Raw genomic sequence first — 22,266 nt, 5'->3', positions numbered from 1 at the left:
TTGATGATAACGGTGTGGAATTAATCATTCTGCTTGGAGCACATGTCCATATAGGTCGACCCGCAGTAGCTCGCAAGGTTGAACGACGTGTAGTCGTTCGAGGGATCCTCGGCGTAGCGGAAGCCCAGCTTCGAGTCCGGATTATACTCCGCAACCGTGTCGTTGGACGTGGAGAAGTGCGGGCAGTTGTTATTATTGCAAACCAAGATGAGACCCCAGCCGGTCTCCGGCGGACCCATCCAGGGCTGAAGCGTTTCGCCGCAATGGGGACACTTGCGGTCCTTCTCGATATCCATTCCGAGACTCCTTGCGTTTAAGAGTTTGTGACTGTTTTCACGTAGAACTAATGCCTCCGGCAACCATTGTCCAGACATACCCGCCGAAAAAACCCGCGGCGCCTCTCTGTTCTCAAATTTCGGGCGTTCGCGCGGTGTGTTGGTGGTCAGGGAGTGGCGTATGGGGCGTGCGAGGCGGGTGATGCGGGGCTGTTTGTGCTCCGCAGGCTAAAGGGCCGTGTCGGATGGGGCTGAGTGAGGGGCGGTGGGAATCCCTGTTGGGTGCTTGGGGGAGAACCTGATGCAAGAAGGGGAAGCCTCCGGCGGTTTAAGGGCCGTGGGCCCTTAAAAATCCCATGTGCGCACATGCCGGTTGCCTTTGTCTGGGGCGGTCGTCACCCCTGTGGTGCTCTCGTCCGTGTGAATGGGGAGATTTTTTTTGGGGGGGGCGTTGGCGCTGAGTGAGGGGCGGTGAGAATCCCTGTTTTGAGTGGGTAAGAAGAAAGGGAAAGACCCCGTTCACCCACCCCCTATTTTCGGGGCGGCTTCCGCGCCGAAAATCCTAAGGATTGTTAAGGAAATTATTTCCTTAACCCGCCGGAGGCCCTCTTCACTCTTTCTTCTCTTTGGCGGCTTGTCGCCAGTTGACGCCGGTGCTGTCGAGTCCGTTTCCGGCGTCGTAGATGCCGACGATGGCGTCTGAGACGATGGTGGAGTGTGCGCGGCGGGAGTACTTGAGAATATTGACGTAGTCGGCTTCGTAGCCGCCTGTGCTGGTCCACCCGCCGCAGCGGGTAACGACGAGGTCGCGTGTGGCGCAGATGCAGAGAGGGTCGATGTTTGTGGGGCGCACGAGGGGCTTGGCGGGGTCGTGTACGGGCAGTTGGGGGACATTGGGGAAGGCGCGTGACGTGTCAATTGGCGCGATGTGCAGGTCGGCGTGACGGGCCGCGTAGTGAATGCGCAAGGCGTCGGGTGTCAGGGCGTTGTCGTCGTCGAGGAAGATGACGTGCGTACCGCGGCTGGCGCGAAGGAGCGTGTGGCGTATGGCATTGCCGTAGTCGCCGTCGTGGGGGAGGTCGTAGAAGCGGACGAAGTCTGGCGCGGGCGCGCCGTCTGGGGCGACGCGGGGGCCGGTGACGCCGTCGTAGCCGATGAGCATTTCAACGTGCGCGTCGGGGGCGTCAGTCGCGGTGAGGGTCTGATGGGCCTGAGCAACGCTGGCGATGGCGGCGAAAAGGGCGCGGGGGCGCGCTGCGGTGCTGGGGGTGATTATAGTATAGATAATGGTCGGCATGGATGCTGGCCTCGTGGTCTGGTACTGTGCTGATGATACGGGAGATGCCGCCACGGTAGCCGATGCCCGGCGTGCGCGCAAATGCTGGGAAGAATCGCTGTGCTTCGATGATATGTCGACGCGGTAGGCGGGGCAGAAGATGGCGGGATTCCAAGGGGCTGTGATGAGGGGTGGAAAATCCGGGGGGTGCGCCTTTTGGAAAAAGAGTGTAATATTGGGGCATTGCGCGTGCGAGGCGAAAAGAGCCGCTGTCAGAGGCCAAAAAAAGCGACTTTTTTTCAAAATATCCTTGACGGCGGGGTGGCGTCTCTGTAGAGAGTACCTCGTTCGCAACGACGAACCACGAATAGGCCCGTAGCTCAGGGGGAGAGCACTTGCTTGACGCGCAAGGGGTCAGCAGTTCAAATCTGCTCGGGCCTACCATTCGAAATCACAAAGGGAGGCCTCTATGGGTCTCCCTTTATTGCTATTGGTGTCCTGAAAATGGGTGGTCCGCACTGTAGGCGGGAACCCGAACATCTGGAGTGGTCCGCATTGTAGGCGGGAACTCCATCCAAAGAAAGGAGCAGTGACGTGCAGGTTTTGGTTGCCGACAAGGCAGTGGAGGCACAGGCAGGGAAGACGTGCGGAGAAGCCCTCAAGGAGGCCCTCTCCGGCAAGAAGTTCAAAAAAGTCGTCGCGTGCAAGTCCGGCGACGTCACCCTGGACCTGAGCCACGAACTCACCGAGACCGACACCGCTCTCATTCCTGTATACGATGACACCCCCGAAGGTCTGGACGTTATCCGCCACAGCGCGGCCCATATCATGGCCGAGGCCGTGAAGCGTCTTTTCCCGTCCGCGAAGGTGACCATCGGTCCCGCCATTGAGAACGGTTTCTATTACGATTTCGACTTCGAACGCGCATTTACACCTGAGGACCTCGAAGCCATCGAGGCCGAGATGCGCAAGATTATTGCCGCGGATCATTCCTTCTCGTGCAAGGTGCTCCCCAAGGCCGAAGCCAAAGAGCTTTTTGACGGCATGGGCGAGACCTATAAGGGCGAGATTATGGATGATCTGGGTGGCGAAGAATTTTCCATCTACAGCCAGGGCGACTTTGTTGACCTGTGCCGTGGCCCGCACATCCCGTCCACACGTTTCCTCAAGGCCTTCAAGCTGACCAACTGCGCCGGTGCATACTGGCGAGGCGATGAGAACAACAAGATGCTCCAGCGCATCTACGGCACCGCCTTTGCGAACGAGAAGGACCTGAAAAAGTACCTCAAGCAGATTGAGGAAGCGAAAAAGCGCGACCACAGAAAGCTGGGTCCCCAGTTGGACCTGTTCAGCTTTCAGGAGCGTGGCGGCTCGGGTATGGCCTACTGGCACCCCAAGGGCGCTCTGCTCCGCACTATCCTTGAAGACTTCGTCTCGCGCGAGATGCTTCGCCGCGACTACGATATTGTGCGCACCCCCCAGATCCTGAAGCGGGAACTGTGGGAGGCTTCCGGTCACTACGACAACTACCGTGAGAACATGTACTTCACGGAGATCGACGACCAGCCCTACGGCGTGAAGCCCATGAACTGTGTTGCGCACATGCTTATCTACAACTCCCATCTGCGCAGCTACCGCGACCTGCCGAAGCGCTATTTTGAGTTCGGCGTGGTCCACCGCCACGAGAAGTCCGGCGTGCTGCACGGATTGCTGCGTGTTCGCCAGTTTACTCAGGACGATGCGCACGTCATTTGCCGTCCCGACCAGCTTCAGGACGAGATCAAGGACGTGATGAAGTGGATCCAGGACTTGATGGGTCTGTTTGACTTTGAGTACACTATGGAACTGAGCACGCGCCCGGAGAAGTCCATCGGTTCTGCCGAGGACTGGGAGCGCGCCACCACCGCCCTGAGTGAAGCAATGGACAGCATGGGGCTGCCATATGAAATCAACGAAGGCGACGGTGCGTTCTACGGGCCTAAGATTGATGTGAAACTGCACGATTGTCTCGGCCGTGAATGGCAGTGTTCTACAATTCAGGTCGATTTCACCTTGCCAGAACGATTTGACATGGTTTACATCGGCGAGGATGGTGAGAGACATCGTCCGGTCATGGTCCACAGAGCCATCATGGGTTCGGTGGAGCGTTTCATCGGTGTCCTGACCGAGCACTACGCCGGCGCGTTCCCCACGTGGCTCGCGCCGGAGCAAGCCCGCATCCTGACCGTCACGGACGCTCAGCACGATTTCGCCGTTGAGGCACGCAAGTTCCTCAAGGCTCGGGGAATTCGTGTGGAGGCGGATTTGCGTAATGAAAAGCTCGGCTACAAGGTGCGCGAAGCGCAGCTTGAAAAGGTGCCATACATTCTTGTCGTGGGAGACAAGGAAGTAGAGTCCGGAGGCGTCAATGTACGTCTTCGGGGAGAGAATCTGGGGCTCAAGACCCTGGAGGAGGCTGTAAACATGGTTCAGGCAGATAGCCTGGAACCATTCAAACGCGGAGGAATGAGCTATAGCTTCAGCAGCTATTCGTGCCCGGTGTAACAGGCAGATTCGCGCACGCGAAGTGCGGTTGATCGGCGCTGACGGAGAGCAGGCCGGTGTTTTGCCGACTGATGAGGCCCTGCGGATGGCCCAAGAACTTGGGCTGGATCTGGTGGAAGTGGCACCTAATGCCAAGCCGCCGGTCTGCAAGATCATGGACTTTGGCAAGTATAAGTACGAGCAGCAGAAGAAATTGCAGGCTGCCCGGAAAAAACAGTCCGTCGTCCAGATCAAGGAAATCAAGGTTCGCCCCAAGACGGACGAGCATGATTTCAACACCAAGCTCAAGCACGTCCGCCGCTTCCTCGAAGCCGGCGACCGTGTGAAGGTGACCGTGTTCTTCCGAGGGCGAGAGATCGTGCACAAGGATCGTGGTCTCATGATGCTTGAACGCATGGTCGAGGCTGTATCCGACATTGCACGTGTCGAGCAGCAGCCCCGCTCCGAAGGCCGTGTCATGAGTCTTCTGGTTGCACCGCTGGCCAAGAAGCCGTAATCCTCCGCACGTAACGACGCCACGGCCGCCTGTCGGCCATGCGATATGTCCGGAATAGGAAAACGCTCGGCGGTTCCTGCCACCTCGCGGGGACCGCTGTTTGTGTGCTTTCCACAGCTAAGGAGACAACAATGCCTAAGATCAAGACCAACAGAAGCGCTGCCAAGCGTTTCACCAAGACTGGTTCCGGCAAGATCCGCCGTCGCAAGCAGGGTCTGCGCCACATTCTGACCAAGAAGAGCGCCAAGCGTAAGCGCCGTCTGGGTCAGGGCTCTCTCGTTGATTCGACCAACGAGAAGGCCGTGAAGCGCATGGTTCCCGCGCTGAACTAGTCTGACGACCGTTTTACAACACAACATCCTGTAAATCGTTCTCCCTGCCGTACCGGGGTAACCTTGGGGGTAGGGTAAAGGAGGAAAGGAACGATGAGAGTCAAAAGAGGCGTTAACGCCAAGAGACGTCATAAGAAATATTTGAAGATGGCCAAGGGCTACCGTGGTGCACGCCATGCGCTGTACACCACCGCCCGTGAGACCGTCGAACGCGCACTCGTTTACGCTTACCGCGACCGTAAGGTCCGCAAGCGCGAGTTCCGCAAGCTGTGGATCATGCGTATCAATGCCGCTGCCCGCGAGCACGGCATGTCCTACAGCAAGTTCATGCATGGCCTGAAGCTGGCCGGTGTGGAGCTGAACCGTAAGGTTCTGGCCGACCTCGCCGTTCGTGAGAAGGCTGCCTTCGCCAAGGTGGCAGAGATCGCAAAAGCCAAGCTCGGTTAATCATGTCTGACGCAGGAAAGAAGCTCATAGACGAACTCAAGGCCCTGATCCCGTCCTTTAAGGACGAGCTTGGTCAGGCCGGTTCTGCTGAGGCCCTGGAGGAACTTCGTGTGAAGTTCCTGGGCCGCAAGGGCCAGTTGGCGACATTGCTCGCCGGCCTGCGCGACCTTTCCGCCGAAGACCGCCCCGAGGCGGGCAAGACCGGTAATCTGGTCAAGACCGAGCTTACCGATCTGTTTGACGCCCGTGAAAAGGCCCTGGCACAGGAGAAAGAGGACGCCGCCATGGCGACCTTTGACCCCACCATGCCCGGCCGCACTCCCGAGATGGGGTCCTTGCACCCCATTACCACCGTCATGGAGGATATTTGCTCCGTGTTCGGCGGCTTGGGATTCGAGGTGGTCACCGGCCCCGAAGTCGAAACCGACTTCTACAACTTCGAGGCACTGAACTTGCCCCCCGAGCACCCCGCCCGCGATATGCAGGATACCCTGTACATCACGGATCAGGTGCTGCTCAGGACGCATACCTCGCCGTTGCAGGTTCGGACCATGCTGAAGCGCAAGCCGCCCGTGGCGGTCATCGCGCCCGGCAGGGTCTACCGCCGCGACTCCGACCTGACGCACACGCCCATGTTCCACCAGATCGAAGGATTGCTTGTGGACCACAACGTGAGCATGGCCGACCTTCGCGGCACGCTGACGTCGTTCGTGCGCCAGATTTTCGGTACAGATACCGAAGTGCGCTTCCGTCCCAGCTTCTTCCCGTTCACTGAACCGAGCGCGGAAGTAGATATCAGCTGTGTGATGTGTGGCGGCACCGGTGAAGTCGATGGCGAGCCTTGCCGCGTCTGCAAGCAGACCGGCTGGGTTGAAATCCTCGGCTGCGGCATGGTCGACCCCGAGGTCTTCAAGGCCGTTGGGTACGACCCCGAAGTCTACACCGGTTTCGCTTTCGGTCTCGGTATTGAGCGAGTCGCCATGCTCAAGCACGGCATCGGCGACCTGCGCATGTTCTTCGAGAACGACACGCGTTTCCTGCGACAGTTCTGCTAGGTCCTAACAGACCGGACACTATCGCTGGCAAAGCCCCCGCAACGCTGTTGCGGGGGCTTTTTTATCGCGCGCGAAAGGGCTGGTTGGGCCTGAGGTGCCAGCTCATTCCTCCGGAAGCTCTTCTCATGTTGCTGGGCGGAAGCGCTCGCTATGCTGTGCGGTATAGAAAGCACGAGTTCGGGCGCTGTCGAACATTGCGGTCGGTCGCATTGGCCCTGGCGTGGCCCGTGCGCGTTGCGCGGGGAGGGAAAAAGGGGACGGAATGCGGGGCTGTTCTGCTCTGGCTGGAAAGGCGGCACGCGGCAGCGCGTCCCCTCTACTCCGAATCCACCCGCCGGCGTAGTTTTTTTATGGCGCCGCGTTTTTTCTTGCTGTCCACCCGGCGGCGGCGTGAGGCGAGGGTGGGGCGGGTGTTGCGGCGTTTCTTTTGGGTGACAAGGGCGTCGCGCAGGATTTCAGCAAGGCGTTCGAGAGCGAGGGCCTTGTTGCGCTGTTGGCTGCGGGTGTCGCTGACACTGACGCGCAGCACGCCCCGGCTGTCGAGGCGCGAGCCGAGGCGCGTCATAATGCGCGCCTTTTGGTCCGTGGTCAGGCTTTCGGAGGCCGCTACGTCAAAGACGGCAGTGACGCGGGTTTCCACTTTGTTGACGTGCTGTCCGCCGGGACCGCCGGACCGCGAGGTTTCAAATCCTATTTCCCCATCGGAAATCTGGCAATTGTTGTTGACTTTGAGCATTGCATATCTACCTTTATCCCTTATGCAGGCCCAAAGGGGCCTTACACCTTCATGACTATCAGGAGATGACACATGAAAATAGCGCTTCCGACCAAGACCGTCGACAATGTTGCCGTTGTGGACAGCCACTTTGGCCACTGCGAATATTTTACGGTTGTGACCGTGGACGAGGCCGCCAAGGCTGTGAGCGCCACAACGCGTGTGGACGCTCCCGAGGGCTGCGGCTGCAAGTCCAACGTTGCTGACCTGCTGGCTGCCGACGGCGTCACCGTGATGCTGGCTGGCAACATGGGCCAGGGCGCAGTGGACAAGCTGGCCGGTGTCGGCATACAGGTACTGCGTGGTTGCGATGGCTCCGTTGAGGACATTGTGGCCAAGTGGCTGGCTGGCGAAGTCGAGGACAACGCCGAAATTTGCGACCATCACGACGAAGACGGCCACGCCTGCCATCACGGGCACGAAGCACCTACCCTGCGTCCGCTGGGGGAATAGTGTCTGACGGACCGCATGTAGCCATACAGCGATTTCCCATGGACGCCGCGTTGGCGTTTTTTCGTCTTGAGGTGTCCTTCGATGCGCAGGTAGCATCTCTTGCCGCCTACGTCGAACACTTGGAGGCCGCCTTGGCGGCGTACACCACCGAGACCAAGGTGTCACTCTCCAGTGATGGCGTACGATTTATCATAGCTTTTCTTACAGATGTCGCCCCGCTTGAAAAGGACGGCATGGAAGCGCTGGCTGCGGAAACCGCGGCGGCCTTTCAGGCCGGGCAGGCGGGCGAAAAAGGAACCACCGAATGAGTCAGACCAATTGCCCCTGCGGGTCGGGAAAGGGCTTTGCTGCCTGCTGTGAGCCGTATATCATCGGCGCTGAAGTTCCCGCCACTGCCGAGGCGCTGATGCGCGCCCGCTACAGCGCCTACTGTAACGGCGCGCTGGACTATCTGTACGACACCCTGTGCGCAAAAAAGCGCCCCCACCACGACCCCGAGGCCGTGCGAGAATGGGCGGAGACCAGCACCTGGGTGGGGCTGACCGTCCATTCCACCAAGGACGGCGGCCCGGATGACAACATCGGCGAAGTGGAATTCACCGCCACCTACGAGCAGGGCGGCGTGCGCCACGAGCACACCGAACTCAGCTTTTTTGAGCGCGAGGACGGCAACTGGGTGTACACCGACGGCCGCGTGCGCGGCAATCCCACGGTGCGCCGTGAGGAACCCAAAGTTGGCCGCAACGACCCGTGCCCCTGCGGCAGCGGCAAAAAATTCAAGAAGTGCTGTGGCCGCTAGGCGGTCCTGACGCAATATATATTCCCACCGGGCGGTTTTCGGGCGGCGCATGCCTGCGTTGCCCGCGCCCGGGGCGGGAGCCGTTCGTGGTTGACACGGTTTCCTCTTTCGCCTGCAGGAACGTCGCGCCAGAAGAGCGCACCCCTTTGAGGCTTTTCGCTTTTTTGCCTTTCACGCCGTCTGCCTGAGATGGCCTCTTTCCCCTACGCCGCCAACGGCAACCCTACGACGTCGCCATGCCCAAATCTCAAACGCCATCCCCCACGCCGCTGCCGGACTATACGGTCCGAGAGAGTGCCCGCGCCAAGCGCGTTATTCTGCGTGTGACGCCGCGCAGGGGCCTTGAGATTGTTGTGCCGCGCGGTTTTGATACCTCGCGCGTGCCGGGCATTGTGGCTGACAAGGCCGACTGGCTTCGCCAGACTTTTGCGCGGCTGGAGCGGCGGGGCATTGTGCCCGGCGCGCCTGTTGCCACGCCGGATGCCTTGCATCTTTGCGCAGTGGATGAAACGTGGCGGCTGGAGTTTGTGGAGCGGGAGGCGCCAACCTCGCGCGTGCGGCAAAGCGGACCGGGACGGCTGCTTGTCACCACGGGGCGCGACGGCAACGAGGGCGCCCGCGCCGCTGTGCGCCGCTGGCTGCAGGCCCGTGGCCGCGCCGTACTGGTGCCGTGGTTGCGCGAACTCTCAGCCGAGCTTGGTCTGCCTTTTGAGCGCGCGCAGGTGCGCGGCCAGCGCACACGGTGGGGAAGCTGTTCCGTGCGCGGCACCATCAGCCTGAACTGGACCCTGCTGTTCCTCCCGCGTGAGCTTGCACGGTATGTGCTTATCCATGAGCTGTGCCATACCCGGCACATGAACCATTCCCAAAATTTCTGGGCCCTTGTGGCCCGCTATGAACCCCGCTGGTATGAGCTGGACCGCGCGCTGAATGCGGCCAATGCTTCTGTTCCCTTGTGGCTGTCCTAAGCTTGGCTTGTGATGGCGCGCTGGCCTTGCGCCGTGAACCATATGGGCCTCGCCTCGGAGAATTGCCCGCGCGCCTAGGGGCGCCGCGCTCTGGCGGGGCGGGCGAGCTTGCGCTTTGGCTCTGCGTGGAATAGTGGTATGTTACAAGATGGTGACACTGCGCATTGCGCCGCGGAATTCGAGGTGGAGTAGAGTTTATGGATGTTCTTGGTCTGTTGACGCCGGACGTGATGAATCTGGGCGAACAGTTCGGCAAAATCGTGCTGGCCGTCATTCTTGGCGGGGCCATCGGATGGGAACGTGAGGCCCACGGGCAGGCTGCGGGCTTCCGCACCAATATTCTCGTGGCCCTTGGCGCGTGCCTGATGATGCAGCTGTCCGTGGAGATGGAGGTCATGTACCGCCATCTGACGCAGGCCAGTGTCGTGCGTCTGGACCCGTCGCGCATTGCGTCCTACGCCATTGCGAGTATGGGTTTTCTGGGCGCGGGGGCCATCATCAAAGGACGCGGCACGGTCCGCGGGCTGACCACGGCCGCCAGCCTGTGGATGGTGACGGGCATTGGCCTGTGCTGCGGCGCGGGGTTCTATTCGCCCGCGGTGATGGTCACGCTGGTGAGCCTGAGCCTGTTGTCGGGCATTGGGCATAAGCTGACGCGCACCATCCCCCACGATCTATTTTCCCTGCTGACGGTCTCGTGCCATTGCCCGGTGACCACGCTCAAGCACATCCGCAACGTCCTTGAGATGCACGGCGTGCAAATCCACACCGTGAATCTGCAAAAGAATGTGAAGGACGGGCTGACCACCTACCGCTTGCGGCTGATGTCCAAGGACGACATTCCGCGCGCCCAAATTTTGGGGGACCTGCTCCAGCTGGAAGGGCTGGAGGCTGTGTCGTGGGAAGAGGCCGACGTGCCATAGCGGTCCCACACAGGCGCTGCCCCGCCACAGCGTATGCTGTAGAAAAACACGCCCACCGCGCCGATACGGCTGCGGTGGGCGTGTTTTTTCGTGGTGGCGCTGTGGGCTGGCTGCTCGGTCTTGACCCGGCGGGGACTGAAAGACGCACCTCGGCAGACGCCGGGCATGGGGCATCCTGCCGCGCAGGGGCAAAGAGCGCGGCTACGCGGCGCGCCGTAGCGCGGAGCGTCTGGTGGGACGGAGGCGGAGAAGGCGCGAGGAGAAGAGAAAAAGGGAGCGACTGCGGAAAGCGGGTGCTGGCGAATGTGCGGTGCGGCGGCCAAAGAGCGGGGGCCTGTGAGCGGTTGCCCGAAGCGGAGGTTAGTTCCTTGGGTTGGACATGCAGGCTTCCAGCCGTTCGCCAAAGCAGACTTCAACCGTGACCTCGCCAAACATGGTGGTAAAGGCCAGGGCAAGGATGGGGCCGTCGCTACAATGCTGGATGATGTGGTCCGAGCCGCGCAGGATGGAGGGGATGCCCGCCTTGTAGTTGCTGCCGTTTGCGGCCAGACCCTGACGGGCTTGACCGGAAATCATGTTCGTGATTTCGCCCACGGCGTCGCAGACATCGGCGTTGAGCACTTCGAAGCGCTCGCCCAGCATACGCCCGGCGATTTCGCAGGCCGCGCGCTCGCAAAATGTGACGGCGATGGTTCCGGGCTTGTCGCCCTTGAGGTCGATAAGGCCAGTAACAGTGCCGCGCGCTGTGTGGTCGCGCTTGATGTACGGGCGCCCGGGCTGGGCGGTGACGCGCGCCATGGTGCCAAGCACATCCTGCACGCCCGTCAGAAACGGGTTGACGACATTCACGTCGATTCGGGACATCTGATCCTCTCTTCGGCCGGACCTTTCCGGTCTCTTTCCTGTACCCTGCCCGTCACCAGCGACGCTCCACAAAAAAAACGGCCTGCAGGCCGTACGAAGGGACGGGACCAGTGCGCGACTGGCCGCTTGCAGCAACCCGGCTTACTCGTTGGCACGAGTCCCGTGGCTTTCCGTCCCCGTCTCGCAACGGGTTTGGCTTTACATGATGAAGATGGAAACTAGATATAATCCTCTATGGGAGTCAACCCTTTTATAGTGATGTATGCAGATTTTGTGGGCGCACATATCCCTTTTGCCACATCGGCTTCGCGAAAGGTGCTTGAATTTTCGGTTTAATGTGCCACAATGCGGGAGCGTCGTAGTATACGCGACTTGCGTGAGCACTCCCCAACGAATCGGATACGCCATGGCCGACAAGCACAAGAACGACCACGCGCCCGCCGAAGACCGCGCCGATGCCCCCGCGTGCGGGGGCCGTCTTTCGGGCGCGGCGCTGGAGGACCACATACGGATGCGGGTGCTCCAAAAAGTGGAGGACTACCGCCGCTATGAGTTCCCGCCCGCCCAAAGCCGGACCCTGAATATTTTTTTTGACCTTGTGCAGGAGTTTGAATCCGAGGAGGACTTCCACGCCGTGTGCGTGATGGTGCCCAAGGTCATCCTCGGCTTTGACGCGGCGCTGTTTTTGCTGACGCCGTCCTCGGAGCTGGAGTGCGCCTACTCCACCATGCCGCAGGAGGACGCCGTCTGCCGGTCCACAAATCACCTGCCATCTGTCCCTTCCTGCTTGCAGGGGCGGTTCTGCGCCCCCATCCGGGGCAACCGCCGCTTTATCGACCAATTGCCCTTTGCCCCCAAGGATGACGTCATCGGCTATCTGGAGGTGGACCCCAAGGGCAAACTCACGCCCCAGGACCAACTTTTTTTGGAAAAGTTTGCGAACCGCATCGGTTTTCAGCAGCACCTGCGCATGATTCATGGCGCCAACCACGACCATTTGCAGTTCATCCGTAACTTGGTGAAGGACATCGGGCACAACGTCATTGTGCCGAACATGTACTTTAAGCTGTATTTTAACCGCTTGCGGCGACGCATTGACGAACTGGGCGAACTGGTGGTGCCGGAGTGCGGCGACAGCGACGAGCTGCACAAGGTGCATCAGAACCTGTTGGACCAGTACGACGAAATTGCCCGCCACTATGAGCAGACCAGCCTCTATCTGGAAACGTTGCTGCGCCAGAGCCACTTTGAAAAAGGGCACTATGTGCTGGAGCGCCGGACCTGCCACTTGCCATCCATGATTATTGACCCGCAGCTTGCCCAAAATGCCGGGCGGTTCCGCGAGAACGCCATCCGAGTGGAGCAGGGCGAGCGGGACGCGCCGGACGAGGCGCTGCATCTTCAGGTGGACGTTGGCCTGATGGCGCAGGTGTTTTCCAATCTGTTCTCCAACGCCGCCAAATATGCCGAGGAGGTGGACGGGACCGGGAAGCGCCTTGTGGTGGGGTGGCGCCATGTTTCCGAAGCCTTTGGTGCGGACGCCGACGGCGTGTGCTTCCGTGTCGGGTCGTCGGGCAATCCCGTGGCGGAGGCAGACTCCGCACAGCTGTTTGAAGCAGGCTACCGCGGGCAAAATTCCACCGAGCAGGCGGGCACGGGGCACGGGCTGTATTTTGTGCGGCAGATTGTGGAGCTGCACGGCGGCAAGGTGTGGTACGAGCATGACGACGGGCTGAACACCTTTGTGGTGGTGCTCCCTGTTCCGGCGCGAACTGAGGAGGCAGGGTCATGACCGAACGGCGCGTTGTCCGCATCCTGAGTGTGGAAGATGAAATGCGTGTGCGCGAGTCCATCGTGGATTGGCTGGGCGACAGCGGCTACGAAATGCTGGAGGCCGAAGACGGCCCAAGCGGCGTGGAGGTCTTTAAGCGCGAATTGCCGGACCTGGTGCTGCTGGATATGGGACTGCCGGGGATGAACGGGCTGGAGGTGCTGGAACGCATTCAGGAGCATACGCCGGATACCCCGGTGATTATCGTCTCCGCCAAAGCGGACATCAGCGACGCCATTAGCGCCTTCAAGGCCGGGGCGTGGGATTATATCACCAAGCCCATCATCAATTTCGACATCCTTGAGCAGACCATCCGCAACTGCATGGAGCGCAAGGACCTGCGCGAGGAAGTGCGCCGCGCCCAAAACCGCTACCAGCATCTTATTCAAAATCTGCCCATCATCATTTTTTCCCTGACGCCGGACCTGACGCTGGATTTTATCAACGCCACCTGCGAAAACGTTCTGGGCTATACGCCTGCCGAGGCCACGGGCGCGCCGCGCTGGCTGGTGGATAACGCCGCCGAAGAGGACCGCGAGGCCCTGCTTGCCGCGTTGCAGCAGGCCTTTGAGACCGGGAGCTTTACGCAGGATTTCCGTTTTGAGCATAAGGATGGTTACCAGCTTTATCTGCACGCCCATTCCATTGAGACGGACGACGACGCCGAACTCGGCCCCCGCGTGCAAGGCCTCATCACCGATGTCACAGAGCGCCAGTTTCTGGACAAGGTGCTCATCCAGCGGGAGAAGCTGAACACCCTTGGCGCCATCGCCCACGAGCTCGCCCACGAAATCCGCAACCCGCTTATGGCACTTGGCGGCTTTGCCCGGATGCTGGCCAAAAAGCACCCGGACATGGACGAGGTGGAGGTCATCCTCAGCGAGACCCAGCGCATTGAGGAACTCATGAACCGCATCAGCTCCTACCTTGCGCCCGTGCCGGTCAAAAGCAAGATGTGCTCAGTGAACGCGCTGCTCACCTTTTGTCTGGACCGGCTGTCCGGGTCTTCCGCCAAGGAGCGGCTGGACGTTACCACCAATCTGGATAATGACCTCGCCGTCATTAATTCCGATGCAGACATCCTCACCGAAACCTTTGTGAACGTCTTGAATCACATTCAAAGCGCGGTGTCGCACAAAGGTACGCTGGATGTTGCCACCCGCGACATTGCAGGGCATGTGGCTGTGGTGTTCACGGTAACGGCCCCCGGCGGCGCGGAACTTGCCAAAAAGAATGAACTTCTGCTCCTGCCCTTCGATGGCGAGGAAGGCTCCCAGAGTTTGGCCGTCAGTTTTCGCAATTTAAAGAATCTTGGCGGGCATTTATCCTTCGAACAGCAAAATGGCACCGTCATCTTTACCATTTCCCTTCCCCGCACCCTCCCGGAACGCAATGAGCCGAAATAAATAGTAAAGTCGGCCAATCTTGTTCCAAATTATATCACTACTTGTGAAAAGTCCCGTGGATGAGGTATATTCACCTATACCTCATCTTTTTTTATACAGACATCCAGCGCTGGAGGCGTGCATGTTCAGGAACATGAAGATTGGCTTGAAGATTGGCGTGAGCATTTGTTCGGCCATGATTCTTATCCTTGCCGTGTATACCTTTGTGGTGCAGCAGCGCACGCAGACCATGGCCGAGGAAAGTGCCATGTCCATGGCGCAACAGATGGCTGCACGCTACGGCAATCAGGTGAAGAACAACATCGAAAAGGCGCTGGATGCTTCCGCCGCAACAGCCGCCGCCTTTATCGCCATGACCGAACACAAGGATGCAGTGAGCCGTGACATCGTGGACGAGGTGCAAAAAAAGGTCACCCTCTCCGATCCCACATTCTACGGCATTCAGGCAGTGTTTGAACCCAATGCCCTGGACGGCCGCGATGCCGAGTATATCGGCGTGCGTCCGTGGTACGGCCCGGACGGCCGTTACGGACCGTATTTCTACCGCAAGGACGGCGGCATCGCAGCCGAGGACCTCATCCAGTACAACCCCGGCGAAACGCGCGCGTGGTACAAGGGACCGCGCGACTCCCGCCGTCCGGTGTTGACCGAACCCTACACCACCACCGTTGTTGATGAAATTTTGGCCACAATCAGTGTACCCATGATCAAGAACGGCACCTTCATCGGCATTGTCGGCATTGATTTTACCATCGGCGCGTTCCAGCGCATGGTGGAGGATATCAAGCCCTTTGGCACCGGTTACGCCATGGTTGTGTCCAACGGCGGTAAGCTGGTGGGGCACAAGGATCCCAAGTTCGGCAACAAGAGCATCACCGAGGTCTTCCCGGAAGAGGTCCACGCCGAACTGCTGGCCGCCATCAAAAACGGCGAGCGCTGGGTCAAGCACCTCGATTCTCCGCTGGACGGGGAGGAATATGAATACCTCTTCGAACCGATCAATATCGCAGGCGTAAGCACGCCGTGGTCCATCGGCCTTGCGCTGCCGACGGATAAGGTCTTTGCCGATGTGCGGGCCTTTATGGTGCTGAGCGCGTTCCTTTCCCTTGGCGCGGTCGCCCTCGTGGTGCTCATCGTGCTCTTTGTGGCGCGCAGCATCTCCAAGCCCATCGGTCTGCTTGTGAATGCGGCAGAGGATATCTCCGCCGGGCACTTTGACTCCATGCCCGATGCCCGGGGCTTTGGCGGCGAACTGCTGACACTGTTCAACGCTTTGGCCCGCATGGTGGAGAACCTGACGGACCTCATCAAGACCGCCGACGAGAAGACGGAAATGGCCGAAGAGCAGAGCGCCAAGGCCAATGTGGCCCTGCAGGAGGCCGAAGAAGCCCGGAAGCAGGCCGAAAGCGCAAAGCGCGAGGGCATGTTGCAGGCGGCCAGCCAACTGTCGGACATTGTCAGCCGCGTCACCTCCGCTTCTGAAGAGCTAGCGTCGCAGATTGAGGAATCCAGCCGCGGCTCCGAGCAGCAGCGCGAGCGGACCACCGAGGCCGCAACCGCCATGGAGCAGATGAACGCATCGGTGCTGGAGGTCGCCAGCAACGCAGGCAAGACCGCAGAAAGCGCCGAGGACGCCAGACGCAACGCCGAAGAGGGCGGACGCGTGGTGGACGAGGTTGTCACCAGCATCGACCGCCTGCAGGGCGAAGCCGAACAGATGGTGGAAGGCCTCAACGAGCTGGGCACGCAGGCCGAAGACATCGGCAAGGTTATGAACGTCATCACCGACATTGCGGACCAGACCAACCTTCTCGCCCTGAACGCAGCCATTGAGGCCGCGCGCGCTGGCGAAGCTGGCCGCGGGTTCGCCGTTGTCGCGGACGAGGTCCGCAAGCTGGCGGAAAAGACCATGGCCGCCACCAAGGAAGTGGGCGACGCCGTGTCCGCCATTCAGGAAGGCACGCAGAACAATATCAAGGGGATGAACTCCACGGCCGAGACTGTGGCGACCACCACGGAACTCGCCAAGAAGGCCGGCGATACCCTGCGCGTCATCGTGGGGATTGTTGAGGAGACCGCCGACCAGGTGCGGGCCATCGCCACGGCAAGTGAGGAGCAATCCGCTGCGTCTGAGGAAATCAATCGCAGCACGGACGAGGTCAACCGCATCGCCACGGAAACCGCCGAGGCCATGAACCAGTCCGCTCAGGCCGTGACCGAATTGGCCCACCTCGCCGAGGAATTGCAAAACCTCATCGAGGAGCTCAAGAACTCCTAACAGGCTCCGGCACGACATGACGACGGCCCGGCGCACTCTGCGCCGGGCCGTTTTGCGTTTTGCGTGGCAGGGTTGCCTTGCCAAAAAAAAGCGCCCCCGCATGGCAGGGGCGCATGATGGTCGGTTGGGGCGAGGGGGTTAGCCCAAGAGGGCGGTGGCGAAGTCCTGCCCGTTGAAGGGGCGCAGGTCCTCCATCTTTTCCCCAAGGCCTATAAAGGTAATGGGCACGCCGTACTGCAGGGCAATGGCGACAACAACGCCGCCCTTGGCCGTGCCGTCCAGCTTGGTCAGGACAATTTCATCAATGCCGCAGGACTCGGAGAACAGCTTCACCTGCGACAGGGCATTCTGACCGGTTGTGGCGTCGAGAACGAGAATGCTGCGGTGGGGCGCACCGGGGTGCTTTTTGCCCAGCACCTTGTAGATTTTGTTCAGTTCGTCCATCAGGTCCACCTTGGTGTGCAGGCGGCCCGCCGTATCCACAAAAATCATGTCGTAGCCGTCGCGGATGGCAATATCGACGGCCTCGTAGGCCACGGCTGCGGGGTCCGCGCCTTCGCCCTTGCCGTAGAAGCCCGCGCCAACGCGTCCGGCCCAGACTTCCAGCTGCTCCAGCGCGGCGGCGCGGAAGGTGTCGCCAGCCGCCACCAGCACTTTTTTACCCTGCATCTGCGCACGGTGCGCCAGCTTGGCGATGGTGGTGGTCTTGCCCGCACCGTTGACGCCAATCATCAGCACAACCTCGGGCGGATTCACGGCGGAGATGCGGCGCTCGGTCTTGAAGACCTCTTCCAGTTCCTCGCGCATCAGGGCCTTAAAGTCCGACGGGTCGGTGGTTCCGGCCTTGCGCACGCGCTCGCGCAGGTTTTCCACGAGCTGGGTGGTGGCCTCGTAGCCCACGTCCGCCATGATGAGGATTTCTTCCAGCTCTTCCCAGAAGGCGTCGTCCATGGTGTCGTGGCTGGACAGCAGGCCCTCGATCTGGCGGGAGATTTTTTCTTTGGTCTTTTCAAGGCCTTCGGACAGCTTCAGGAACAGGCGGCTGCGCTCGTCCTCTTCGTCCTCAAGGTCCAGCGCAAGGGCCAGGCGGTATTGGAGCTCCGAGCGGAAGTCCTCCACCATTTCGTATTCCATCATATCCAGCCAGCTGTCGAAGCGCTGGATAAAGTCGTCGGCCTCGGCCTCCGGCGCGCCAAGGGCGCGGAACAAAAAGCGCAGGCGCGTCCACAGTTCCGGGCTTTTTTCCGAAACGCCCTCAAGGACAAGCGTCAGCCATTCGGACAGGCGGGGTTCGGCCTCGCGCAGTTTGAGGGTGAGTTCCTGCTGCCATGGCTCTTCGGCGCGCAGAGGAGTTTCCTCGGGGGCAAGGGCCTCCGGCGCGGGCGCCTTGGCCGGTGTGGGAGCGGGGGCTTCTGGCGCGGGTTCCTCATCCGTCTGCGCAGGGGCAGTCGTTTCGGGCGCGGCGGCCTCGGGCTGGGGCGCGGTGGGCGTCTTGTCAGCAGTCTGCGCGGGTGACGCAGGCTCCGCGGGCGCGGGCTCTTCCGCAGGCATCTGCTGGACGGCGGCGTCTTCTGCAGAATGTTCCGGCGCGGTATCCGCCTCGTTTTTCTTGTCTTTTTCCCAGAATTTCAGCTTGGAGAAGAAGCCCATATCGGAGTCCCCTTTGTGATGACGCGTGGCGGAGGCGACAACTCGCGCAGCGCCCTGATGTGGCGGTTCATGAAAAAATCGTATACAGCGTAGCCGTCGGCCAAGTCATTAATAGGACGTGCTCGGCCATGGCGTGTGGTCGGTCCGGGTTACTTTGCCCAGATGCCGGATTCCGTCAAGTGCGAGGCTTGGGCATACCATTAGAGAGAACAGTTGTCAGGAGATGCAGATGAATCGCCTTCGCGTCCGTCAGGCGCTGGAAGCTACAGCGCCGGTAGAGAACATTGTGGTCAAGGGCTGGGTCCGTACCAAGCGGGAAAATAAGGGGTTTGCCTTCATCGAGCTTAACGATGGATCCTGCCTCATGAACATTCAGGTCATTGCTGACGAGGGTATTCCCGGCTGGGACGCCATTGATAAGGTCACCACCGGCGCCTCCATTGCTGTGGAAGGTTCCCTTGTGGAATCCCCCGGCAAGGGCCAGAAGTGGGAAGTGCGCGCCGCCGGCATCAAGGTTGTCGGCGAGGCCGACCCCGAAACCTTCCCCCTGCAGAAGAAGCGCCACTCCGATGAATTTTTGCGCTCCATCGCGCACCTGCGTCCGCGAACCAATAAGTTTGGCGCTATCTTCCGCATCCGCTCCGAGGCGTCCTACGCCATTCATAAATTTTTTCACGACAACGGCTTTGCCTACGTGCATTCGCCCATCATCACCGGCTCCGACTGCGAGGGCGCAGGCGAAATGTTCCGCGTGACCACCCTCGACCCCGCCAGCACCGAGGCCAAAGCCCCCGAGAATGACTTCTTCGGGCAGGAAGCCGCCCTCACCGTGTCCGGCCAGTTGACCGCGGAAATCTTCGCCACCTCCCTGGGCGATGTGTACACCTTCGGCCCCACCTTCCGCGCCGAAAATTCCAACACGCCCCGGCACGCCGCTGAGTTTTGGATGGTTGAGCCGGAAATGGCCTTCGCCGACCTGTCCGACGACATGGACCTTGGCGAAGCCTTTATCAAGAGCGTGGTCGGCCACCTGCGCAAGCACTGCGCCGAAGACCTCGAACTCTTCGCCAAGTGGGTGGACAAGGGCCTCACCGAGACCCTCGACTCCATCGAGAACAACGAGTTCGTGCGTCTGCCCTACACCGAGGCCATTGAGATTCTGAAAAAGAATGCCAAGACCAAGAAGGGCAAAAGCCGCTTTGAATATCCCGTAGAGTGGGGCGTGGACCTGCAGACCGAGCACGAGCGCTTTCTCACTGACGAGCACTTCAAGCGTCCCGTCATCGTCTACGACTATCCCAAGGACATTAAGGCCTTCTACATGCGCATGAATGACGACGGCAAGACCGTCGCCGCCATGGACATCCTTGTGCCCAGAGTTGGCGAGCTTATCGGCGGCAGCCAGCGTGAGGAACGCCTCGACGTCCTCAAGAAGCGCATCGAGGAGCTTGGCCTCACCGAAGAGGATTACTGGTGGTATATGGACCTGCGCCGCTTTGGCTCCGTGCCCCACGCAGGCTTCGGCATGGGCTTCGAACGGTTGCTCATGATGGTGACCGGCGTTTCCAACATCCGCGACGTCATCCCTTGCCCCCGTACGCCCAAGCATCTCGAATTCTAATTCCGGCGGGCCGCCCCGCGTCAGAGAACAACAGCGCCCCGATGTCGACCATCGGGGCGCTGCTTTTTGCGCGTGTTGAAGCAGCCGGGGCTGACCAGCCTTGTGCTTTAGCTCATATCGTCCTTGCGCCGGTCCTCGCCACTTCGCCGGTCATCCTCGCTGCGGCGTTCGTTACGGCGGCGTTCCACAATATCAAGCGGGTCCGCAATGGACCGTCGGTCTTGTATGTTGCGTCTTCTATCGTCGTCTTGGCGACGTTCCCCTTTGCGTCGGTCTGGCTGTTTTGGATCCCACGGCATGAGTTCCCCCTCCTTTCCTGTGCACAGTAACATGGACTTCAGTTCGATTGAAGCAGCAACGAGCGTTTTTGCGCCCATCACCGAGTCTTGTGAAGAAAGACGCTTGACAGGATGCAGGGACTGGTCGTAAAAAGGAATTGTCAGTTGGTTGTGTGTTCAATCAACGCCCACTGACACGATGATTGAAATGACGCACGCACGTGCTTCACAATATTTGCCGGAACATGGTTTCCTTATGGGAACAGGCGACAAGTGGCAGAGGTTGAACGATAATCCGTTGCTGCCCGCTATGGACATGCGGGTGTTCCGGCAGTGACCATGAGAATTGGTTGAGTGCACAGACAGTCCGCCGGGGCGGTTGCTTCACCGCTCCGGCTTGACTGCACTCCCAAGAATGCCGCGGCGCAAAGCGCCAGCCAGCACGCACGGTACACAGCATGTACGCATTTCATCACACCGCTAATTTTCGGCTTCAAGCTCAAACTTCCTTGGGCGTTTTTATATCGTGTTGAGTAACACCTCCTCTGCAAACCCCCTTGTCCAAGGGGGTTTGTCTTTTGTCAGCGCGGGGGCTGTAAGGGCGGTCTTCTGCCTTGGGGATATTGACGGTTTGGTGCATAACGTTTAACAGGTTTTCCCCTAAGAGCACGCCCCTGTCAGAGGCTGGGGGAGAGGCGCAGCACTTGCCGCGCCAAGGGTAGAGAGCATTAAGGGAGCACGCGGTAGTGACCATGACGAAAAAAGAACTCTTGCTGGAAGCAGCCAAAGAACTCTTCGGTGTGTACGGGTATTCCGAGACAACGTTTAAGAAAATCTCGGAGAAAGCCGGCGTTGCGCTGGGACTGTTGACCCATCACTACGGGAACAAGGAAAAACTCTTCATCGCCGCAGGTATGGACGTTCTCCATCACCTCGTCGATCAGCTCAACGAAGCCGTCGCACCCGCCGAGAACGGTCTCGACGCCGTGCAGCGCTTCGTTCACAAATATTTCGAGTTTTCCATCGATCCCAACGAGCACTTCCTCGTGCTCATTCGCTGTTCGCCATACAGTGACGTCAAAACCAGAGACGACAGGCAAGAGATGGAGCACAAGTTCACCGAAGTGCTCGAAACCCTCAAGGCAAGCGTCGAACGCGGCGTCAAAGACGGCACCATTCGCGACCTCCCCATCGAGGAGACCTCTACCGCCATCCAGTGCAACCTCGTCGGCGGCGTACGTACCCGCCTGCTGACCCCCTATTATCCCGATACCATGTACGACGACATCTATCAGTTCGTCACCAGAAGCATCGCCGCCAAGCCCCAATAAGCCCGCGGCCCCAAAACGCTTTTCAGCCCCGCTGCCAACACCGGTAGCGGGGCTTTTTCTATGGCGATGCCTTGGCCTGTGGAGAGGTGTGCGCGTGGGGTCGTGGGGGCGGGCGGAGGAATGTGTGTAGGGGAGGGGAGATGAGGTGAGACGAGTGAGGCAACATGGGAAGTGGTACGAGGATGGCGGGAAAGGTGCGGGAGGAGCGAGTGGTGGGGGGGCGAGTGGTGGGGCTGCAGGGCTTTTTGTTTGTCTCCGGCGGTCTAAGGGCCGCGGGCCCTTAGATATCCCGTTTGCGCACAGACCGGCTTCCTTTGGCGGGTACTGTCGTCACCCCTGTGGTGCTCCCGCGATTGTGGATGGAAGAGAGTTTTTTGGGGGGCGTTGGTGGCCCGGATGGGCGGTGAGGATCCCTGTTTGAGTGGAGACGGGAAGCGTGAAGAGGGTGAGGCCCATTCTATAGTATATGGGCGGGCGGGATGGTTTCGCGGAGTGACTTTGCTGCGAATCACCCACCCAAACCCTTTTTCGGGCCAGCTTCTGGCCCGAAAACCTGGGGATTGTTAAGGGAATCATTCCCTTAACCCGCCGGAGGCGTCTTCCCTCTCTTCCTGCGCGAAAGCGCAAACCGAGCATTCATGCGGGTTCCCGCGATGCGGGGTGT

General features: G+C 60.1%; 20 protein-coding genes, 1 tRNA gene and 1 riboswitch. Of the genes, 16 read left to right on the top strand and 5 right to left on the bottom strand.

Going from position 1 to position 22,266, the window contains the following annotated elements:
• Positions 1 to 20 precede the first annotated feature (20 nt).
• Together ACI3L3_RS15550 and ACI3L3_RS15545 are read right to left on the bottom strand one after the other, a co-directional pair.
• Positions 21 to 296, bottom strand: coding sequence for a hypothetical protein (locus ACI3L3_RS15550; RefSeq protein ID WP_404846071.1), 276 nt, complete (start codon positions 294 to 296; stop codon positions 21 to 23).
• Positions 297 to 885: 589 nt separating this feature from the next.
• Entirely contained in the window at positions 886 to 1,572 is a 687-nt protein-coding gene (locus tag ACI3L3_RS15545) for a glycosyl transferase family 2 (protein ID WP_404846070.1), read from the bottom strand.
• Positions 1,573 to 1,920: 348 nt separating this feature from the next.
• On the opposite strand from ACI3L3_RS15545, the gene ACI3L3_RS15540 reads away from it, so the two are divergent.
• The 6 genes from ACI3L3_RS15540 to pheS all read left to right on the top strand — a co-directional run bounded on the left by ACI3L3_RS15540 (position 1,921) and on the right by pheS (position 6,425).
• Positions 1,921 to 1,995: transfer RNA gene (locus ACI3L3_RS15540), tRNA-Val, on the top strand.
• Positions 1,996 to 2,145: 150 nt separating this feature from the next.
• On the top strand, positions 2,146 to 4,095 hold the full coding sequence (gene thrS / locus ACI3L3_RS15535; RefSeq protein WP_404846069.1) for a threonine--tRNA ligase: 1,950 nt from the start codon (positions 2,146 to 2,148) through the stop codon (positions 4,093 to 4,095).
• The gene (infC, locus tag ACI3L3_RS15530; protein ID WP_404846205.1) at positions 4,064 to 4,591 is read left to right on the top strand and encodes a translation initiation factor IF-3; all 528 of its coding nucleotides are present in this window, start codon (positions 4,064 to 4,066) and stop codon (positions 4,589 to 4,591) included. Before thrS ends, infC begins: the two co-directional genes overlap by 32 nt.
• A gap of 131 nt (positions 4,592 to 4,722) precedes the next feature.
• The gene (gene rpmI / locus ACI3L3_RS15525) at positions 4,723 to 4,923 is read left to right on the top strand and encodes a 50S ribosomal protein L35 (RefSeq protein ID WP_404846068.1); all 201 of its coding nucleotides are present in this window, start codon (positions 4,723 to 4,725) and stop codon (positions 4,921 to 4,923) included.
• A 93-nt stretch (positions 4,924 to 5,016) separates the two neighbouring features.
• Entirely contained in the window at positions 5,017 to 5,370 is a 354-nt protein-coding gene (gene rplT, locus ACI3L3_RS15520) for a 50S ribosomal protein L20 (RefSeq protein ID WP_404846067.1), read from the top strand.
• Between the two features lie 2 nt (positions 5,371 to 5,372).
• Complete coding sequence (pheS, locus tag ACI3L3_RS15515) at positions 5,373 to 6,425, top strand: phenylalanine--tRNA ligase subunit alpha (RefSeq protein WP_404846066.1); 1,053 nt, start codon at positions 5,373 to 5,375, stop codon at positions 6,423 to 6,425.
• A gap of 316 nt (positions 6,426 to 6,741) precedes the next feature.
• On the opposite strand, the gene arfB is transcribed toward pheS, so the two are convergent.
• Positions 6,742 to 7,161 carry an alternative ribosome rescue aminoacyl-tRNA hydrolase ArfB gene (gene arfB / locus ACI3L3_RS15510; protein ID WP_404846065.1) on the bottom strand — a complete coding sequence of 140 codons (420 nt, stop codon included), beginning with the start codon at positions 7,159 to 7,161 and terminating at the stop codon, positions 6,742 to 6,744.
• A 72-nt stretch (positions 7,162 to 7,233) separates the two neighbouring features.
• On the opposite strand from arfB, the gene ACI3L3_RS15505 reads away from it, so the two are divergent.
• The 5 genes from ACI3L3_RS15505 (at position 7,234) to ACI3L3_RS15485 (ending at position 10,343) form a co-directional block, all read left to right on the top strand.
• Positions 7,234 to 7,653 (top strand): NifB/NifX family molybdenum-iron cluster-binding protein, encoded by a 420-nt coding sequence (locus tag ACI3L3_RS15505; protein WP_404846064.1) that lies wholly within the window; start codon positions 7,234 to 7,236, stop codon positions 7,651 to 7,653.
• Between the two features lie 38 nt (positions 7,654 to 7,691).
• Positions 7,692 to 7,961: a hypothetical protein gene (locus ACI3L3_RS15500; RefSeq protein ID WP_404846063.1), complete on the top strand. Its 270-nt coding sequence runs from the start codon at positions 7,692 to 7,694 to the stop codon at positions 7,959 to 7,961.
• Positions 7,958 to 8,452 carry a YchJ family protein gene (locus ACI3L3_RS15495; RefSeq protein ID WP_404846062.1) on the top strand — a complete coding sequence of 165 codons (495 nt, stop codon included), beginning with the start codon at positions 7,958 to 7,960 and terminating at the stop codon, positions 8,450 to 8,452. The genes ACI3L3_RS15500 and ACI3L3_RS15495 overlap by 4 nt, the downstream gene beginning before the upstream one ends.
• A gap of 236 nt (positions 8,453 to 8,688) precedes the next feature.
• Positions 8,689 to 9,420: a M48 family metallopeptidase gene (locus ACI3L3_RS15490; protein WP_404846061.1), complete on the top strand. Its 732-nt coding sequence runs from the start codon at positions 8,689 to 8,691 to the stop codon at positions 9,418 to 9,420.
• 197 nt (positions 9,421 to 9,617) lie between these two features.
• Positions 9,618 to 10,343, top strand: coding sequence for an MgtC/SapB family protein (locus ACI3L3_RS15485; protein WP_404846060.1), 726 nt, complete (start codon positions 9,618 to 9,620; stop codon positions 10,341 to 10,343).
• Between the two features lie 360 nt (positions 10,344 to 10,703).
• Here ACI3L3_RS15485 and ACI3L3_RS15480 read toward each other — a convergent pair whose 3' ends face one another.
• A complete protein-coding gene (locus tag ACI3L3_RS15480; protein ID WP_404846059.1) occupies positions 10,704 to 11,207 on the bottom strand; it encodes a chemotaxis protein CheX in 504 nt (167 codons plus the stop codon).
• Between the two features lie 127 nt (positions 11,208 to 11,334).
• Positions 11,335 to 11,414: riboswitch (cyclic di-GMP riboswitch) on the bottom strand.
• A 199-nt stretch (positions 11,415 to 11,613) separates the two neighbouring features.
• Between ACI3L3_RS15480 and ACI3L3_RS15475 the strand changes: the two genes are divergently transcribed.
• The 3 genes from ACI3L3_RS15475 (at position 11,614) to ACI3L3_RS15465 (ending at position 16,722) form a co-directional block, all read left to right on the top strand.
• Positions 11,614 to 12,999: a sensor histidine kinase gene (locus ACI3L3_RS15475; protein WP_404846058.1), complete on the top strand. Its 1,386-nt coding sequence runs from the start codon at positions 11,614 to 11,616 to the stop codon at positions 12,997 to 12,999.
• Positions 12,996 to 14,444 carry a response regulator gene (locus tag ACI3L3_RS15470; RefSeq protein WP_404846057.1) on the top strand — a complete coding sequence of 483 codons (1,449 nt, stop codon included), beginning with the start codon at positions 12,996 to 12,998 and terminating at the stop codon, positions 14,442 to 14,444. Before ACI3L3_RS15475 ends, ACI3L3_RS15470 begins: the two co-directional genes overlap by 4 nt.
• 121 nt (positions 14,445 to 14,565) lie before the next feature.
• The gene (locus ACI3L3_RS15465; RefSeq protein WP_404846056.1) at positions 14,566 to 16,722 is read left to right on the top strand and encodes a methyl-accepting chemotaxis protein; all 2,157 of its coding nucleotides are present in this window, start codon (positions 14,566 to 14,568) and stop codon (positions 16,720 to 16,722) included.
• Between the two features lie 138 nt (positions 16,723 to 16,860).
• On the opposite strand, the gene ftsY is transcribed toward ACI3L3_RS15465, so the two are convergent.
• Positions 16,861 to 18,372 carry a signal recognition particle-docking protein FtsY gene (ftsY, locus tag ACI3L3_RS15460; RefSeq protein ID WP_404846055.1) on the bottom strand — a complete coding sequence of 504 codons (1,512 nt, stop codon included), beginning with the start codon at positions 18,370 to 18,372 and terminating at the stop codon, positions 16,861 to 16,863.
• 229 nt (positions 18,373 to 18,601) lie between these two features.
• Here ftsY and asnS point away from each other — a divergent pair, with 229 nt between their 5' ends.
• Together asnS and ACI3L3_RS15450 are read left to right on the top strand one after the other, a co-directional pair.
• A complete protein-coding gene (asnS, locus tag ACI3L3_RS15455) occupies positions 18,602 to 19,993 on the top strand; it encodes an asparagine--tRNA ligase (protein ID WP_404846054.1) in 1,392 nt (463 codons plus the stop codon).
• A 1,030-nt stretch (positions 19,994 to 21,023) separates the two neighbouring features.
• The gene (locus ACI3L3_RS15450) at positions 21,024 to 21,602 is read left to right on the top strand and encodes a TetR/AcrR family transcriptional regulator (protein WP_404846204.1); all 579 of its coding nucleotides are present in this window, start codon (positions 21,024 to 21,026) and stop codon (positions 21,600 to 21,602) included.
• Positions 21,603 to 22,266 lie beyond the last annotated feature (664 nt).

The sequence above is a fragment of the Desulfobaculum sp. SPO524 genome, assembly GCF_044987625.1.
Lineage (GTDB): Bacteria > Desulfobacterota > Desulfovibrionia > Desulfovibrionales > Desulfovibrionaceae > Desulfobaculum.
The sequence above is the reverse complement of the archived record's forward strand: the minus strand, read 5'-3'. Positions and strand labels throughout refer to the sequence as shown.